The sequence below is a fragment of the Piezobacter thermophilus genome, assembly GCF_055386745.1.
On record NZ_AP042380.1, the window covers coordinates 3,079,173 to 3,094,817 of the forward strand.

14 protein-coding genes are annotated in these 15,645 nt (G+C 66.7%); 12 read left to right on the forward strand and 2 right to left on the reverse strand.

Features of this window, described 5'->3' with window-relative positions:
* Window positions 1–72: 72 nt before the first annotated feature.
* Window positions 73–1,401 (reverse strand): amidase, encoded by a 1,329-nt coding sequence (locus tag ACZ5CM_RS14925; protein ID WP_464642642.1) that lies wholly within the window; start codon window positions 1,399–1,401, stop codon window positions 73–75.
* An 85-nt stretch (window positions 1,402–1,486) separates the two neighbouring features.
* On the opposite strand from ACZ5CM_RS14925, the gene ACZ5CM_RS14930 reads away from it, so the two are divergent.
* From ACZ5CM_RS14930 to ACZ5CM_RS14945, 4 genes are all read left to right on the forward strand, one after another.
* Complete coding sequence (locus ACZ5CM_RS14930; RefSeq protein WP_464639780.1) at window positions 1,487–2,713, forward strand: FAD-dependent monooxygenase; 1,227 nt, start codon at window positions 1,487–1,489, stop codon at window positions 2,711–2,713.
* A gap of 187 nt (window positions 2,714–2,900) precedes the next feature.
* Window positions 2,901–3,722: a cyclase family protein gene (locus tag ACZ5CM_RS14935; RefSeq protein ID WP_464639782.1), complete on the forward strand. Its 822-nt coding sequence runs from the start codon at window positions 2,901–2,903 to the stop codon at window positions 3,720–3,722.
* A complete protein-coding gene (locus tag ACZ5CM_RS14940) occupies window positions 3,722–4,120 on the forward strand; it encodes a carboxymuconolactone decarboxylase family protein (protein WP_464639783.1) in 399 nt (132 codons plus the stop codon). Before ACZ5CM_RS14935 ends, ACZ5CM_RS14940 begins: the two co-directional genes overlap by 1 nt.
* Before the next feature lie 33 nt (window positions 4,121–4,153).
* Window positions 4,154–5,599, forward strand: coding sequence for an amidase family protein (locus ACZ5CM_RS14945; RefSeq protein ID WP_464639785.1), 1,446 nt, complete (start codon window positions 4,154–4,156; stop codon window positions 5,597–5,599).
* Here the strand turns inward: ACZ5CM_RS14945 and qhpR are convergent.
* Entirely contained in the window at window positions 5,587–6,654 is a 1,068-nt protein-coding gene (qhpR, locus tag ACZ5CM_RS14950; protein WP_464639787.1) for an AraC-like transcriptional regulator QhpR, read from the reverse strand. The genes ACZ5CM_RS14945 and qhpR overlap by 13 nt on opposite strands.
* 251 nt (window positions 6,655–6,905) lie before the next feature.
* Here qhpR and ACZ5CM_RS14955 point away from each other — a divergent pair, with 251 nt between their 5' ends.
* The 8 genes from ACZ5CM_RS14955 to ACZ5CM_RS14990 all read left to right on the forward strand — a co-directional run bounded on the left by ACZ5CM_RS14955 (window position 6,906) and on the right by ACZ5CM_RS14990 (window position 15,644).
* On the forward strand, window positions 6,906–8,045 hold the full coding sequence (locus ACZ5CM_RS14955) for an ABC transporter substrate-binding protein (RefSeq protein WP_464639789.1): 1,140 nt from the start codon (window positions 6,906–6,908) through the stop codon (window positions 8,043–8,045).
* Window positions 8,046–8,119: 74 nt separating this feature from the next.
* Window positions 8,120–9,220 carry an ABC transporter ATP-binding protein gene (locus tag ACZ5CM_RS14960; protein ID WP_464639791.1) on the forward strand — a complete coding sequence of 367 codons (1,101 nt, stop codon included), beginning with the start codon at window positions 8,120–8,122 and terminating at the stop codon, window positions 9,218–9,220.
* Entirely contained in the window at window positions 9,207–10,061 is an 855-nt protein-coding gene (locus tag ACZ5CM_RS14965) for an ABC transporter permease (RefSeq protein ID WP_464639793.1), read from the forward strand. Before ACZ5CM_RS14960 ends, ACZ5CM_RS14965 begins: the two co-directional genes overlap by 14 nt.
* Window position 10,062: 1 nt before the next feature.
* Window positions 10,063–10,875 carry an ABC transporter permease gene (locus tag ACZ5CM_RS14970; RefSeq protein ID WP_464639795.1) on the forward strand — a complete coding sequence of 271 codons (813 nt, stop codon included), beginning with the start codon at window positions 10,063–10,065 and terminating at the stop codon, window positions 10,873–10,875.
* 19 nt (window positions 10,876–10,894) lie between these two features.
* On the forward strand, window positions 10,895–11,674 hold the full coding sequence (gene fabG, locus ACZ5CM_RS14975) for a 3-oxoacyl-ACP reductase FabG (RefSeq protein WP_464639797.1): 780 nt from the start codon (window positions 10,895–10,897) through the stop codon (window positions 11,672–11,674).
* Between the two features lie 21 nt (window positions 11,675–11,695).
* Window positions 11,696–12,700 (forward strand): phosphotransferase enzyme family protein, encoded by a 1,005-nt coding sequence (locus ACZ5CM_RS14980; RefSeq protein ID WP_464639799.1) that lies wholly within the window; start codon window positions 11,696–11,698, stop codon window positions 12,698–12,700.
* A gap of 92 nt (window positions 12,701–12,792) precedes the next feature.
* Window positions 12,793–14,064 (forward strand): class-III pyridoxal-phosphate-dependent aminotransferase, encoded by a 1,272-nt coding sequence (locus ACZ5CM_RS14985; RefSeq protein WP_464639801.1) that lies wholly within the window; start codon window positions 12,793–12,795, stop codon window positions 14,062–14,064.
* Window positions 14,064–15,644 carry an aldehyde dehydrogenase family protein gene (locus ACZ5CM_RS14990; RefSeq protein WP_464639803.1) on the forward strand — a complete coding sequence of 527 codons (1,581 nt, stop codon included), beginning with the start codon at window positions 14,064–14,066 and terminating at the stop codon, window positions 15,642–15,644. The genes ACZ5CM_RS14985 and ACZ5CM_RS14990 overlap by 1 nt, the downstream gene beginning before the upstream one ends.
* Window position 15,645 lies beyond the last annotated feature (1 nt).

The window sequence follows — 15,645 nt, forward strand, 5'->3', positions numbered from 1 at the left end:
TTTGCGCACAGGTTACCCAAGCGGGCCGCCCCCGTCCAGACAAAGCATTGCCCGGACAGGGGTTTGTGGCATTCAGGCCAGGGCGACCTCGGCCGCGGCCCCGATCCGCAGCAGCGCCTCTTCGCCCATGGGCCGCCCAAGCAGCTGGAGCCCGCATCCCGGTTCGCCCGTGGGCAGGGTCAGCGCGCACAGCCCCATCAGGTTCCCGATCCGGGTGTTGCGCAGCGCCGCAAGGTTTTCGGTCACGTAATAGTCGTCATCGCGCATCAGCCGCCCGGCATCGGGGGGCAGGATGGGCGAGGTCGGCGTCAGCACCGCATCGAAGCCGCGCACCGCCCGCGCCCAGGCCTCGCGGCAGCGTTCCAGCGTCCGCCAGGCGGCCACGTAATCGGGCCCCGACCAGCCCGCCCCGGCGCGGAAACGCTCAAGGATGCGGTCGAACATCGCCTCCGGATCGGCCTCGATCACCTCGCGCCAGACGCCCCAGGCCTCGGCCGTGAACAGGACGCCGGAAAGCTCCATCGCCTCTTCCAGCTCGGGCACCCGCAGCGGCTCGATCGCGGCCCCGGCGGCGGCGAGACGCGCCACCGCGCGCTCGAACCCCTCTTTCGGCGCCGCGCGCAGATCGTCCAGGGCCACGGTTTCCAGCACCGCCAGCCGCCGCCCCTTCAGGGACGCGCCGCGCAGATCCGCCGGCCGGCCGCCTTCCAGCACCGCCAGCATCAGCGCCGCATCCTCGACCGACCGCGCCAGCGGACCCACGGTGTCGAATTTCGGGCAAAGCGGCACCACCCCGTCGAGGCTGACCCGCCCGGCGGTGGTCTTGAGCCCCACGAGATCGTTCCAGGCCGAGGGGATGCGCACCGATCCGCCCGTATCCGACCCGATCCCGCAGGCGGCAAGGCCGAAGGCCACCGAGGCCGCCGCCCCCGAGGACGACCCGCCCGGCACCGCCTGTGGATCATGCACGCAGGGCGGCGTCGCCTTTACCGGGTTCAGGCCCAGGCCGGAAAAGGCAAGTTCGCTCATATGCGTCTTGCCCAGGCAGACCGTGCCCATCATCGTCGCCGCGCGTAGCACTTCGGCGTCGCGCCCGGGCACCCGCCCCCGCAGCAGATCGCTGCCGGCCTCGGTCACGTCCCCGGCACTGTCGAAGAGATCCTTCCAGCTGATCGGCACACCGTCCAGCGCCGAACGGCGCAGCCCACGACGGGCGCGGGCGCGGGCGGCGCGGGCCTCGGCCAGCGCGCGTTCGCGGGTCACGACCGTATAGATCCTTTCGCGCAGGGGGTGGGCGTCGATCGCCTCCAGAAAGACCCGGGTCAGCTCCACCGGGTCGATTTCGCCGGCACCGATCCCCCGCCCCAGATCGCCCGCCGTCATGGTCAGCCAGTCCTGCATGTCTTCCCCCTGAATCTTCGTCGCGGCGACGGTAGCGGCCCCGTCACGCATGGACAATCCCGCCCGCGCGCGCATATTGCATGGCATGACGACCGACAGCGACATCCTCATCGTCGGCGGCGGGCTGAACGGCCCGGCACTGGCACTGGCCCTGGCCCGGGCGGGGCACCGGGTCACCATCATCGACGCGCTTGCCGAGAAAACGCGCAGGAACGCCGCCTTCGACGGCCGCGCCTATGCGCTGGCGCTGGCGTCACAGCGGCTGCTGGAGGCCATCGGCATCTGGGACCGGATCGCCGATCGCGCGCAACCGATGCTTGAGATCAAGGTATCGGACGGCCATGCGGGCAGCGGCCCTTCGCCCTTCTTCATGCATTTCGACCATGCCGAGATCGAGGAAGGCCCCATGGGCTTCATGGTCGAGGACCGCTTCCTGCGCCGCGCCCTGCTTGACGCCATGAAGGATGAACCCGGCATCACCCGGATCGGCGGCGCCTCGGTCGTGGCGCAACAGACCGGGCCGTCGGGCGTCACCATCACCCTGGACGACGGCAGGAAGCTTGCCGGCACGCTGCTGGTTGGCTGCGACGGGCGCGCCAGCGGCACCGCGCGTCGGGCCGGCATCGGCCGCCACGGCCATGATTACGGTCAGACGGCGCTGGTCTGTGCCATCGCCCATGAATTGCCCCATCACGGCATCGCGCACCAGTTCTTCATGCCGCCGGGGCCGCTGGCCATCCTGCCGCTGCCGGGCAATGTCAGCTCCATCGTCTGGAGCGAGCGGACGGCGACGGCGGCGCGCATTCATGCCCTGGACGACGCCGGCTATCTGGCGGCGCTGCGGCCCCGCTTCGGGGACTTCCTGGGCCGGATCGAACTGGCCGGAAAGCGCTGGACCTATCCGCTCAACCTGACCGTCGCGCAGGACTTCGTGGCCGAGCGGGTGGCGCTGGCAGGCGATGCGGCCCACGGGATGCACCCGATCGCGGGCCAGGGGCTCAATGCCGGGCTGCGCGATGTTGCGGCGCTGGCCGAAGTGCTGACGCTGGCGCGGCGCCGGGGCGAGGATATCGGCGCGCCGCAGGTGCTGGAACGCTACCAGCAATGGCGGCGCTTCGACACGGCCGCGATGGTGGCCGCGACCGACCTGTTCAACCGGCTGTTTTCAAATGACAATCCGCTGCTGCGCCTGGGGCGCGACATGGGCATGGGGCTGGTCGGCGCCATTCCCGCCCTGCGCCGCAATTTCATCCGCGAGGCCGCCGGGCTGACCGGCGACCTGCCTGCCCTGATGCGCGGCCGCCCCATCTGAAGGCGCCAACCTTGCCGCTGGACATGACGACGGGAACGGCCTTACGCTCTGCGCCAGGTCAGGCCCGAAGGTTCGGTTCGCACCCCCGGTCGGTGTGCGAAACGGTTTCGGATCTGTCCGTCACGTGACCGGAGCAGGCCACCGAAGCCCGCCCGGCAAAGGAAACGCAACCAGGGAGGACAAGCAAATGTGCGACGTTTGCGTCATGAATGCCGTGAAGGAAAAGATGCTTTCGCGGCGGCAATTCTTCAGGACCGGCGCTGCCGCGGGCGTTGCCGCGGCAGTCGGCACGGTGGCCTCGGCGCCGCCGGCGCTGGCGGCGGGCCACTCCGACGTGGTGGACATGACCCATGTCTATGACAAGGATTTCCCCACCTATTTCGGCGCTCCCGGCATCGCGCAGGAGCAGAAGTTCAATTTCAAGGAACACGGCTTCAACCTGTTCGAACTGACGATCAACGAACATACCGGCACCCACATCGACGCGCCGCTGCATTTCTCGGCCGACGGCAATTCGGTGGACGAAATCCCGGTCCGCGACCTGGTGATTCCGCTGTGCGTGGTCCACATCCACGAAAAGGCGGCGAACAACCCCGATGCGCAGGTCACACCCGATGACATCAAGGCGTGGATCTCGAAGAACGGGCCGATCCCGGATCGGGCCTGCGTGGCGATGCATTCGGGGTGGGAAAATCATATCGGGTCCGACAAGTTCCGCGGCGCCGATGCGGACGGCGTGATGCATTTCCCCGGCTTCCACATTGAGGCCACGCAGATGCTGATGGAAGAGACCGGCGCCGTCGCCATGGGCGTGGACACGCTGTCGCTGGACTATGGCAAGTCGAAGGATTTCGTCACCCACTACGCATGGCTACCCTCGGGCCGCTACGGGATCGAGAACATGCGCAATCTTGCCAAGGTTCCACCTGCCGGAGCCACGCTGGTGGTCGGGGCCCCCGCGCACAGGGGGGGCTCGGGCGGGCCGGCACGCATCATCGCGCTGGTCTGATGGCAACGGTTCCGTTGATTTCGGACGAAGCGGCCAGCGCCGAGGTGCTGGCCGTCTTCAATGACATTCGCGCCGCGCGGGGCACGGATTACATCAACAATTTCTGGCGCGCGCTGGCCAATGACCCGCCGCTGCTGAAGGCGACCTGGGAACGGCTGAAGCAGGTCATGGGCCCCGGCGAACTGGACCCGCTGGTGAAAGAGATGATCTACATGGCAGTGTCGGTCGCCAATGGCTGCGAATACTGCACCCATTCGCACACGGCAGCGGCGCGGGCAAAGGGGATGACGCCCGAAATGCACGGAGAGCTGCTGGCCGTCATCGCCATGGCCTCGCAGACCAACGCGCTGGCGACCGCCTTGCAGGTGGAAACCGACGAGGTCTTTCGCGGCGAATGACCACCCGACGCGCGCCGGCGGGAAAGGAACGGAATGGCTGAACTGTGGGAACTGTCAGCGGCGGAGATCGCCAGGAAGGTGCGCGATGCTTCGGTTTCGGCGGCCGAGGTGGCCCGCGCGCATCTTGCCCGCATCGACGCCGTCAACCCGGCAATCAACGCCATCGTTCAGGACTGCCGCGACGAGGCACTGGCCACCGCCGCCGCACTCGACGCGGCAATCGCCCGGGGCGAGGATCCGGGGCCGCTTGCGGGCGTGCCGGTGACCATCAAGGTCAATGTGGACCAGAAGGGATATGCCACGACCAACGGGCTGAAGCTGCTGAAACACGCCATCGCGCAGCAGGACAGCCCGGTGGTGGCCAACATCCGGCGCGCCGGCGGCGTCATCGTCGGGCGCACCAACACACCGGCCTTTTCCCTGCGCTGGTTCACCACCAACGACCTGCACGGGCAGACCCTGAACCCGCGCAACGCCGCCATCACGCCGGGCGGATCCTCGGGAGGAGCTGCAGCGGCGGTGGCCGCCGGCATGTGCGCCATCGGCCACGGTACCGATATTGCCGGATCGATCCGCTATCCCGCCTATGCCTGCGGCCTGCACGGGCTGCGCCCGACGTCGGGGCGGATACCCGCCTGGAACGCCAGCGCACCCGACCGCTTCATCGGCGCCCAGATCATGGCGGTTTCCGGCCCCATCGCGCGGTCGATGGACGATATCGAGCTTGCCTTGCGGGCCATGTCCGGGATGGATCCGCGCGATCCGTGGTCGGTGCCGGCGCCGTTCGATTCCGGCCCGTTCGAGCGCCGCGCCGCGCTGGCCGTCGCCCCCGAGGGCATGGCGGTTGCGTCGCCGGTGGCCGAGACCGTGCGCGCGGCGGCGCGCATCCTCGCGGAGGCGGGCTGGACGGTGGAGGAGGTCGAGCTGCCGCCGGTGCGCGAGGCCGCCCGGATCAATGCCACGCTGTGGATGGCCGAAACCCGCTTCGGCGCCGCGGAGATGATCGAGCGCGAAGGCGAACGCGATTCGCAGTTCGTCTTCCGGCTGATGTGCGAAGATGCCGGGCCGATCGACCTGGACAGCGTCATGGAGGCACTGCAAAGGCGGGCGGCGCTGGCCCGGCAATGGGAGCTTTTTCTGCAACGCCATACGCTGCTGATCTGTCCGGTCTCCGCCACCCTGCCCTTCGATCAGCAGCAGGACGTCCGCTCGGACCGGGATTTTGCGGATGTTCTCGAGGCACAGCTTCTGCAACGCGCCCTGCCCGCCCTCGGCCTGCCGGCGATGAGCGTGACAACCGGAATGGCCGCCGGGCGCCCGGTGGGCGTTCAGCTGGTGGCCGGGCGGTTCCGCGAGGATGTCCTGATCGCCGCCGGCCGCGCGCTGGAGGCCGGCGGCCACCGGCCAACGGTGGCCGAGCCTGCCGCGACAGGACAAGCGCCGCGCGCGCACCCTGCGCATCCCGCTCACCCGGCCTGAAGACCCGGTTTCTCGCCCAGCTGCCGACGATAGCGCATCGGGCTCATCCCGGTCCAGTTGCGAAATGCCCGCGAGAACGCCGAGAGTTCGGAATAGCCCAGGCTTGAGGCGATCTCGGTCAGCGGCATGTCGGTATCGGCCATGTAGTGCAGCGCAAGTTCCTGCCGGGCGGCCTTGAGAATGTCTCCGAAACTCAGGCCCCGCTCGCGCAGCTGCTTCTGGAATGTCGTTTCGGGCATTCCGAACAGGCGCGAGATGTCGGCCATCGTCGGCAGTGTCTCGCCCAGATGCATCCGGATCTCGTTCTTGACGGCCTGGGCGAAATCCTGCGGGCTGGCCTGCAATTCGCAGCGGCTTTGCAGGAAGCGCTCCACCACCGAGGCAAGATAGGGGTCCTGATCCGGCATCAAGGCGTCAAGGTCACTGCGGCGGAAGGCGAAGGCATTCGTCCGACGGCCGAATTCGACCGGGGCGCCGAACAGCATCTCGTGTTCGCCGGCGCCGTCGGGGCGCGGGTGTTCGAAGCGCACCTCCAGCGGCGCCCAGTCGGCGCCCAGCGCGGTCTTGAAGATGTTGCAGAACATGCCCAGCGACAGTTCGGCATCCTGGCGCCGTTGCTCGATGCGGCTGTCGATGATGCGGTAGCTCAGCCACAGGATGCCGCTTTCCTGGATCAGCCGGAAGCTGGTCAGCCCCTGATGCGCGGGAAAGAACCTCTCGAGGTTGCGCAAAGCGGCGGCAATGGTCGGCGCGCTGAGCGCAGCATAGCCCAGAACCCCCAGCTGCCGGGGCTGGAAACCGTGCCCGAAACGCAGGCCGATATTGTCGTTTCCGGTCTGCCGGGCGGCCTCTTCAAAAAGCGCGCAATAGGATTTCAGGTTCAGTTCCGCCAGCGGGTTTTCGAGGTCGTCGGTGCTCACGCCGGCACGGCCGAATATCCGGTCCACATCGCCACCGGACTTTTCGAAAAACGAAACCGTGCCTGTTGCCGCGGCGGCCAGGACCTTCGTAGGCCCCTGAAACGTCGCGTCAACGGCTTGGCTGGACTGGTGCATTTCGGGCCCGCCAGAATCGTTGCAGCAGATCGTCGATCAGGCGAAGTATAGGTCATGACCGCATTGCGACAAAACAAAACCTAACTTGTTCACCAACCAGCCGACCGAAACGACAAGGTGATGCCGCAATCGGGCGGGCGGCGGGTGTTAAATTGTGCAGCCCTGCTGTCAAGCCGAGCTTCTGCCCTTTCCGTAATCTTGATCATCAGAATCGGAAAGATCGACAAGGCCATCAACGGGAGGAATGGACCATGAAACTGACACGGCGACAGTTTACCGGGCGCACGCTGGGCGCGCTGGGTGCGCTAGCACTGACACCCGCCGGCGCGGCCTGGGCGGCCGGCGGGCGCGACAACGAGATGAATATCCTCTGCTGGGAGGGCTACAACACCGACGATGTGCTGGGACCGTTCCGCAAGGCCCATCCCGGCGCCTCGGTTCGGGCCGAAAGCGGCACCTCGGACCCCGACATGATCAACAAGCTGCGCGCCGGAGAAATCAACGTCTGGGATCTCATCAACGTCAACCAGCCCTGGGCGCGCGATCAGCTCTATCCCGAAAACCTCATCAGGCCGCTCAACAAGGAGCGGTTCATGCCCTATTTCGAGAAGATGTCGCCGGAGTTCGCCAAGCCCTACCCGCTGGCCTTCGCCGATGACGGCAACCTTCTGGGCATGCCGCAGCGCTATGGGCCATTCAGCTTTGTCGTCAACACCGACAAGATCAGCCGCAAGATGGCCGAGGACGAAGGCTGGAGCCTGTTCCTCGACCCCGCCATGAAGGATCGCTACGGCATCCTGACCTATGACAACTGGAACGTGATCCACATGTGTCTGACGGCGGGGCTGAACCCGTTCGCGCCGGTGGACGAGGCCGGGCAGGCGAAGTTCAGAACGGTGGCCGAACAGCTGTTCGACGGCGCCAAGCTGCTGACCGACGACCTGGTGGCGATGAACACGGCGCTGATCAACGGCGAGATCGACGCCTATTTCACCGGCGGCACCTACACCGCCTCGCCGGCGCGGTTCGACGGCGCCGCCAACATTCGCGGCATCACGCCCAATTCTGGCCCGGTGGGCGGCAAGGGCGGGGTCGTCTGGGTCGAACTGACCTCGGCGGTGAACAACCCGCATCCCTCGCCGCTGGCCGAAGCCTTCCTGGAGTTCGTCCAGCAGCCCGAAATCTGCAAAGTCGTCGCCTTCGCCGAAGGCACCTACAACCCGATCGCGCAGATGGGCAATCCCGAGGTGATGGCACTGTTCGACAAGGACGAACTCGATGCGATCCAGATGGACAGCCTGGAAGAGGAAATGGCGCGCTCGCTCGATTACGCGCCGGTGGCGTCCTATGATGCGCTGATCGACATCTATACCAAGGCGCGCCGTTCCTGATCGGCCCGCCGGAACCGGTCCCGGCGCGGTTGCGTGCCGGGGCCGGATGATCCTCCATCCATACAGGCAACACCATGTCATCGGACGCAATCCTCAGGCTTCGGCGCCTGGTCAAGAAATTCGGCGCCTTCACCGCACTGCACGGCATCGATCTGGATATTGCAGAGGGCGAGTTCCTGACCATCGTCGGCCCCTCGGGCAGCGGGAAATCGACCCTGATCCGCCTGCTTGTGGGGATGGAGGAGGTCACCGAAGGCACCATCGAGCTGCGCGGCCAGCGGATCGAGCAGACCCCGGCCAACGAGCGGCCCACCTGCATGGTGTTCCAGTCGCTGGCGCTGTTTCCCCACATGACGGTGGGCCAGAACATCGAGTTTCCGCTGAAGATCCGCGGCGTTTCGCCGGCCGACCGCCGTCGCCGCGCGATGGAGCTGCTGGACATGCTGCGGCTGCCGCAGGACTATTACGGCAAGGGCGTGGCGCAATGTTCGGGCGGCGAGCGCCAGCGCGTGGCGCTGGCCCGGGCGCTGGCCTTCGACCCCGAGATCCTGTTCTTTGACGAGCCGCTCTCGGCGCTGGACTACCGCCTGCGCAAGATGCTTGAAAAGGAACTGAAGGATCTGCACGCGCGCACCGGCAAGACCTTCGTCTACATCACCCATTCGCTGGAAGAGGCCATGGTGATGTCGGACCGCATCGCCATCATGCGCGACGGCCGGTTCGAGCAGATCGCCATCGCCGACGAGATCTACAGCCGTCCGGTCAGCCGCTTCGTGGCCGAGTTCATGGGCGAGGTGAACCTTTTCGATGTCACCGGCGCCGAAAATGGCGGCCTGATCTCTGCCGATGGGGCGCTTTACGTTAACGGGAACGCATCCGGGATGGGCGTGCAACTGGCCGCCGGAGAGGCGGCAACGCTCATGGTGCGCCCCGAATTCATGCGCTTCCTGCCGCCGGGCGAGACCGCCGATTTCGTCGCCAGCGGCATATTTCACGGCGAATACGAGCTTGGCTCGCGCATCCAGTACGAGGTCAATACCGCCTCGGGGCACACCCTGACCATCGAGAAGCTGCGCGAGGACCGCTTTTCCGGCACGCCGGGAGAGAAGGTGACGCTCGGTTTCGACGCCGAGGCCGCGCACCTGATCCGGGAGGCCCGCGATGGAGCGCGTTGACCGCAAGCTCGGCGTTCTCAGCGCGCTGCCGCTGCTGGCCCTGCTGGCGGTGTCGTTCCTGGCGCCGCTCATGGTCATCGCCATCTTCTCGGTGATGCCGCAGAAGGTGTTCAGCCTGCTGAACGTGCCCGATTTCTCCTCGTTCCGGGTGATCGTGGAACAGGGATATTACCGCTCGCTCCTGTGGTCGCTGGGCATGGCGGCGGTGGCCACGGTGCTGCTGTTCCTGATCTGCTGGCCGCTGGCCTTCGGCATGGCCAAGGTGTTCCGCCGCTTTTCGCTGGTGCTGACCGTGGCCGTGGTGATGAGCCTGTTCGTCTCGGAAAACATCCGCCTGTTCGGCTGGGTGCTGACGCTGATGAAGGGCGGGCTGATCGAGGGCCACCTGCGCGCCTGGACCGGGGTCGGGTTCGACAGCCCGCTTTACAACGTGCCGATCATCGTCTTCGGGCTGGTCTATGTCTATCTGCCGTTCATGCTGTTCCCGCTGGCGCAGGGGATCTCGATGATCCCCGACGACGCGCGGCAGGCTGCCGCGGATCTGGGCGCCTCGCGCGCCCGCATCCTGTTCGAGATCGACCTGCCGCTGGCCGCGCCGGGCATCGTGGTGGGGTCGCTGCTGACCTTCGTGCTGGCCGCCGGGGCGGTGGCAGAATCGAAGATCCTCGGCGGGCAGGCGGTGATCGTCATCGCCGACGACGTAGAGACCGCCTTCACCTTCGGGCAGAACTGGCCGCTGGGCTCGGCGCTGTCGGTGCTGCTGATCCTGATCATCGGCGGGCTGGCGGTGTTCGGGGTCAGCCGGGTGGATCTGGACGCGATCATGGGCAGGAGAAAGTGAGATGGGACCGTCGCGCTCGACCCGCATCGTGCTGCTGATCTACGGGCTGCTGGTGATCGCCTTCCTCTACCTGCCGCTGGTGTCGGTGGGATTCGCTTCCGTTTCCAGGGCGCGCTACCTGACCTTCCCGATCAGGGCCTATTCGACGAAATGGTACGGCAAGGCGCTCGAGAGCGGTTCGGTCCAGGATCTGATCGCGACCTCGCTCAAGGTGGCGCTGATCGTTACCGCCGTGTCGATGGTGGTGGGCTTCTTCGGCGCGCTGGCCTTCGCGCGCTATCGCTGGCGCTACCGCACGCTGTTCCAGAAACTGATCCTGCTGCCGATCTTCTTCCCGCAGATGGTGCTGGGGCTGGCGCTGCTGATCTGGTTCAACGCGCTGGGGATCATCCCGACATGGAAGACCGCCGTCGTGGCGCACCTGGTCTGGATCGCCCCCATCGCCACGCTGATCATCGCCATTCGTGCCTATTCCTTCGACCCCGCGCTTGAGGAAGCCGCCCGCGACATGGGGGCATCGACGGCAACGATCCTGCGCGAGATCACCCTGCCGCTGCTGATGCCCGGGATCGTCTCGGCGGGGTTGTTCGCCTTCCTGCTGAGCTGGGGCAACTTCCCGCTGTCGCTGTTCACCACCGGGGCGGATTCGACCCTGCCCGAGTGGCTCTATGCCAAGATGGTCTCGGGCTATTCGCCGCTGGTGCCCACCCTGGGCGTGCTGTCGGTTGCGGGGTCGTTCCTGCTCATCATGCTGGCCTTTGCCATAGCCTGGCTGGTGCGCTCGATCCGGGCCTCAAGAGAATTGCAGAACTGACCAGAATGGGAGGAAAGACATGCTGACATCGCTCAAGGACAGAAGCGTCATCGTCACCGGCGGCTCGAAGGGGATCGGCCGGGGCATCGCCAAGGTGTTCGCCGCACAGGGGGCGAAGGTGACGATCACCGCGCGCGGCGAAGAGGCGCTGAAGGCGACCTGCGAGGAGCTCAACGCAGCCGGCTGGCAGGTGCGCTACGAGCTGTGCGACGTCTCCGACTGGGACAGCGTGCGCGCCATGGTGGACAGCGCGGCGCAGGCCCAGGGGGGCCTGGACGTGCTGTGCGCGAATGCGGGCATCTTCCCGCAGGCCAAGATCGTGGACATGTCTCCCGCCGACTGGGACCATGTGCTGTCCACCAATCTGCGCTCAGCCTTTTTCTGCGTGAAGGCGGCGATCCCGCATTTCGAAAAGGCGGGCAAGGGGCGTGTGGTGCTGACCTCGTCGATCACCGGGCCGGTCACGGGCTTTCCCGGCTGGGCGCATTACGGTGCCTCCAAGGCCGGGCAGCTGGGGTTCCTGCGCACCGCGGCGATGGAGCTTGCCCGCTACAACACCACCATCAACGCGGTGATGCCGGGCAACATCTACACCGAGGGACTGCAGGACCTGGGGCAGGAATATCTGGACACCATGGCCGCCTCGATCCCGCTCAAGCGGCTGGGCACGGTCGAGGACATCGGCAACGCGGCGCTGTTCTTCGCCTCGGACGAGGCCGGCTACATCACCGGCCAGCAGATCGTGGTGGATGGCGGGCAGATCCTGCCCGAATCACTGGAAGCGATCGACGAGATCTGACGCGGGAGGGGCGGAAAGACCATGTCGCATTCCGAAATGTCGCTTGAGGAGACGCTGCGGTTGCTGGACCGGCTTGCGGCGCAGTCGCTGCCCTTGTGGGACATCCCCGAGGGCGCGACGGCGCGGCTTATCAACGTTTCCGAGAACGCCACCTACCTGGTCGAGGCGCCCGACGGCTGGCGCGCGATCCTGCGCATCCACCGCGAGAACTACCACTCCGAAAAGGCGATCGAGACCGAACTGGCCTGGACCGACGCCCTGCGCGCCGACGGCGTTGTGGAAACGCCCGCGGTCCATACCGGGCGCAACGGGCGGCGTATCCAGTCGGGTATCGTCGAGGGATTGCCGGCGCCGCGCTTCATGGTCCTGTTCGAATTCGTCGAGGGCGACGCCCCCGACAAAAGCGGCGACATGACGGATCACTTCGAAACGCTCGGCGCGATTGCCGCGCGCACGCACGAACATTCCCGCAGCTGGACATGGCCGCCATTCTTCGAGCGGCTGGTCTGGGACGAAAAGGCGGTGTTCGGCCCCGACCCCACCTGGGGCGACTGGCGCGACGGGCCCGAGGTGTCGGGCGAGATCCGGGATACGCTGGAAGAGGTGGAAACGCGTATTCGCGCCCGGCTCAGGGCCTTCGGCAGGGGGCCCGAACGTTACGGGCTGATCCACGCGGACATGCGGCTGGCCAACCTGCTGGTGAAGGGCGATCACATCCACCTGATCGATTTCGACGACTGCGGGCTGGGCTGGTACCTCTACGATTTCGCCACCGCCATCAGCTTCATCGAGGACGATCCGCGCGTGCCTGCGATGAAGGACGCCTGGGTGCGCGGCTATCGCTCGGTCCGCCCCCTTTCGGCCGAGGAGGAGCGAGAAATCGATACCTTCGTGATGCTTCGGCGCATGGCGCTTCTGGCCTGGATCGGGAGCCATATCGAGGCGCCCGAGCCGCAGCAGCTGGCCCACGGCTTTGCCCGCGTGACCGCCGAACTCGGCCGGGACTGGCTGGCGAATTCGCCCTAGGCCATGGGGTGCTGTCAACTTTGCCGCACGACCTGTCAAGCGGCACGGGGGGGAATCACGAATAGTCGGGAAGCGTATGGAGGGAAGTCGCAGTGAGCCAGGCAAAAGAGGAATTTCTGGCCCGTTCCAAGGCCTTCTGGAACCCCGGCAAGACGCAGGACTGGATCGACATGGGCGTCGATCTGGTGATCGACCGGCGCGAGGGATACTACCTTTTCGACATGGACGGTCGCCGCCTGATCGACATGCACCTCAATGGCGGCACCTACAACCTGGGCCACCGCCACCCCGAGCTGGTCGAGGTGCTCAAGGCCGGTACCGAACGCTTCGACATGGGCAACCACCACTTTCCGGCGCTGGCCCGCACGGCCCTGGCCGAGGCGCTGGCCGCCTGTGCGCCGGGCCCGGATTTCCACTATACCGCCTACGGCTCGGGCGGTGGCGAGGCCATCGACATCGCCCTGAAAAGCGCCCGCCACGCCACCGGCAAGCGCAAGATCGTGTCGATCATCAAGGCCTATCACGGCCATACGGGCCTTGCGGTCAAGACCGGCGATGACCGCTTCTCCAAGCTGTTCCTGTCCGAGGACACGCAGGGCGAGTTCGTGCAGGTGCCCTTCAACGATCTGAACGCCATGGAGGACGCCCTGCGCGGGCGCGACGTGGCCGCCGTGATCATGGAGACCATCCCCGCCACCTACGGCTTCCCGATGCCGCAGGAAGGCTACCTGCCCGCGGTCAAGGCGCTGTGCGAGCGTTATGATGCGCTCTATATCGCCGACGAGGTGCAGACCGGGCTGATGCGCACGGGCGAGATGTGGGGCTGCACCCGCTATGGCGTGATCCCCGATATCATGGTGGTGGGCAAGGGCATCTCGGGGGGGATGTATCCCATCGCCTGCGTGCTGCTGACCGAGCGCTCGGGCGCCTGGCTGAAGGAGGACGGATTCGGCCACATCTCGACCATGGGCGGGGCCGAGCTGGGCTGCATCGTAGCAATGAAGACGCTGGAGATCGTCCAGCGCCCGGCGGTGCGCTCGATGGTGCGCTACATCGCCGATTTCATGCGCGCGGGACTGGACGACATCCGCGCGGCATTCCCCGATTTCTTCGTCGGCATCCGCCAGCACGGGGTCATCATGGGGCTGGAGTTCAACCATCCGCAGGGCGCCAAACCGGTGATGAAACGGCTTTACGAAAACGGCGTCTGGGCGATCTTTTCGACGCTGGACCCCCGGGTCCTGCAGTTCAAGCCGGGGCTGCTGCTGACCCAAGCTGACGCCGAGGAGACGCTGCGGATCATGGCCATTGCCGTCGAACAGGCGCGCGAGGACGTGATGGGCGGCCGCCGGAGGATGCTGTGATGGAAGCGGAAATCCGCACGCTGATCGACATTTCCGGCACCCCGGCGGCGCGTCACGGGATGGCCGACATGATGCTCGAACGCGCGCGCTGGGCGACGACCGCATTCGCCCGCTACGATCGCGCCGCGACAATGGCGATCGTCGATGCGGTGGCCGAGCGGGCGCACGACCATTCCGCCCATTTCGCCGAAGCGGTGGTGCGGGAAACCGGCTTTGGCGTGGCCGCGCACAAGAAGATCAAGAACGAGCTGACCGCGAAACCGCTGGTCGATTTCTACCGCGACCAGGATTTCGTCAACGCCCGCGTGGACGAGGCCCGCAAGATTGTCGAGATTCCGCGCCCGGCGGGGGTGATCTTTGCGCTCACGCCTTCGACCAACCCCATCGCGACGCTGCACTTCAAGGTGCTTCTGGCCCTGATGACCCGCAACGCCATCGTCATCAGCCCGCATCCGGCGGCAAGGGAGGCCTCGACCGAAGCCGCCCGCGCGCTGAGCGAAGCGGCGGTGGCCGCCGGCGCGCCCGAGGCGGTGATCCAGATCATCGAAAACCCTTCCATCCCGGTGGTCGAGGCATTCATGGCCTCACCCCGAACGAACGTCATCCTTGCCACCGGCGGCACGGCGATGGTGCGCGCGGCCTATTCCTCGTCCAACCCGGCCATCGGGGTGGGGCCGGGCAATGCGCCGGTCCTCGTGGACGCCTCGGCCGACATCACCAATGCGGCCCGGCGCATCGTGGCGTCCAAGTCCTTCGACAACTCGGTTCTGTGCACCAATGAAAGCGTGCTCGTCACCACGCCCGAGGTAGAGGCGCAGTTGCGCCGCGCGCTGAAATCCGCGGGGGCATATCTGTGCGAAGAAGAGGAGGTGGACCGCCTGCGCCGCTTCCTGTTCCATGCGCGCGGCTTCAACATCGAGGCCATCGGCCGCGATGCCACGTGGATTGCGCAGGAATGCGGCATCCGGGCGCCATCCTCGACGAAGATCCTCATCGCCCCGATCGCGCAGATCGGCGTGGACGAACCGCTGAGCCGGGAAAAGCTGTGCCCGGTGCTGGCCTTCCATGTCGCGCGCACCCGCGAACAGGCGCTGGGTCAGGCGCGCGCGGTGCTGCGCCTGTCGGGGGCGGGGCATTCCGCCGCCATCCACGCCCGCGACGAGGCGCTGGTGATGCGCTATGCCGCAATGGTCGAGGCCTACCGCGTCGTCGTCAACGCGCCCTGTTCGCAGGGGGCGGCGGGATTTGCCACCAATCTTGCCCCGACATTCACCATCGGCACGGGGTTCTTCGGGCGCTCCTCGATCGGCGAGAATGTCGGCCCCCAGCACCTGGTGCACTGGACGCGCATCGCCCACAACGCGGACGCCGACGAACCCTTCGGCAACTACAGCGGGCTGGGGCCGGATTTCCGCGGGCCCTTGCCCACGGCCCCCGCCGACGGCGTGCCCGGCCAGACGCGCCCGCAGCCGCTCCACCCCGCCCCTGCCACCGCGCGCGCCGGCGCCCTCGACGGGCCGACCCGGGACGAGCTGCGCCGGCTGATCGCCGAGGAACTCCGCGACCTGTTGAGAAAGTAGA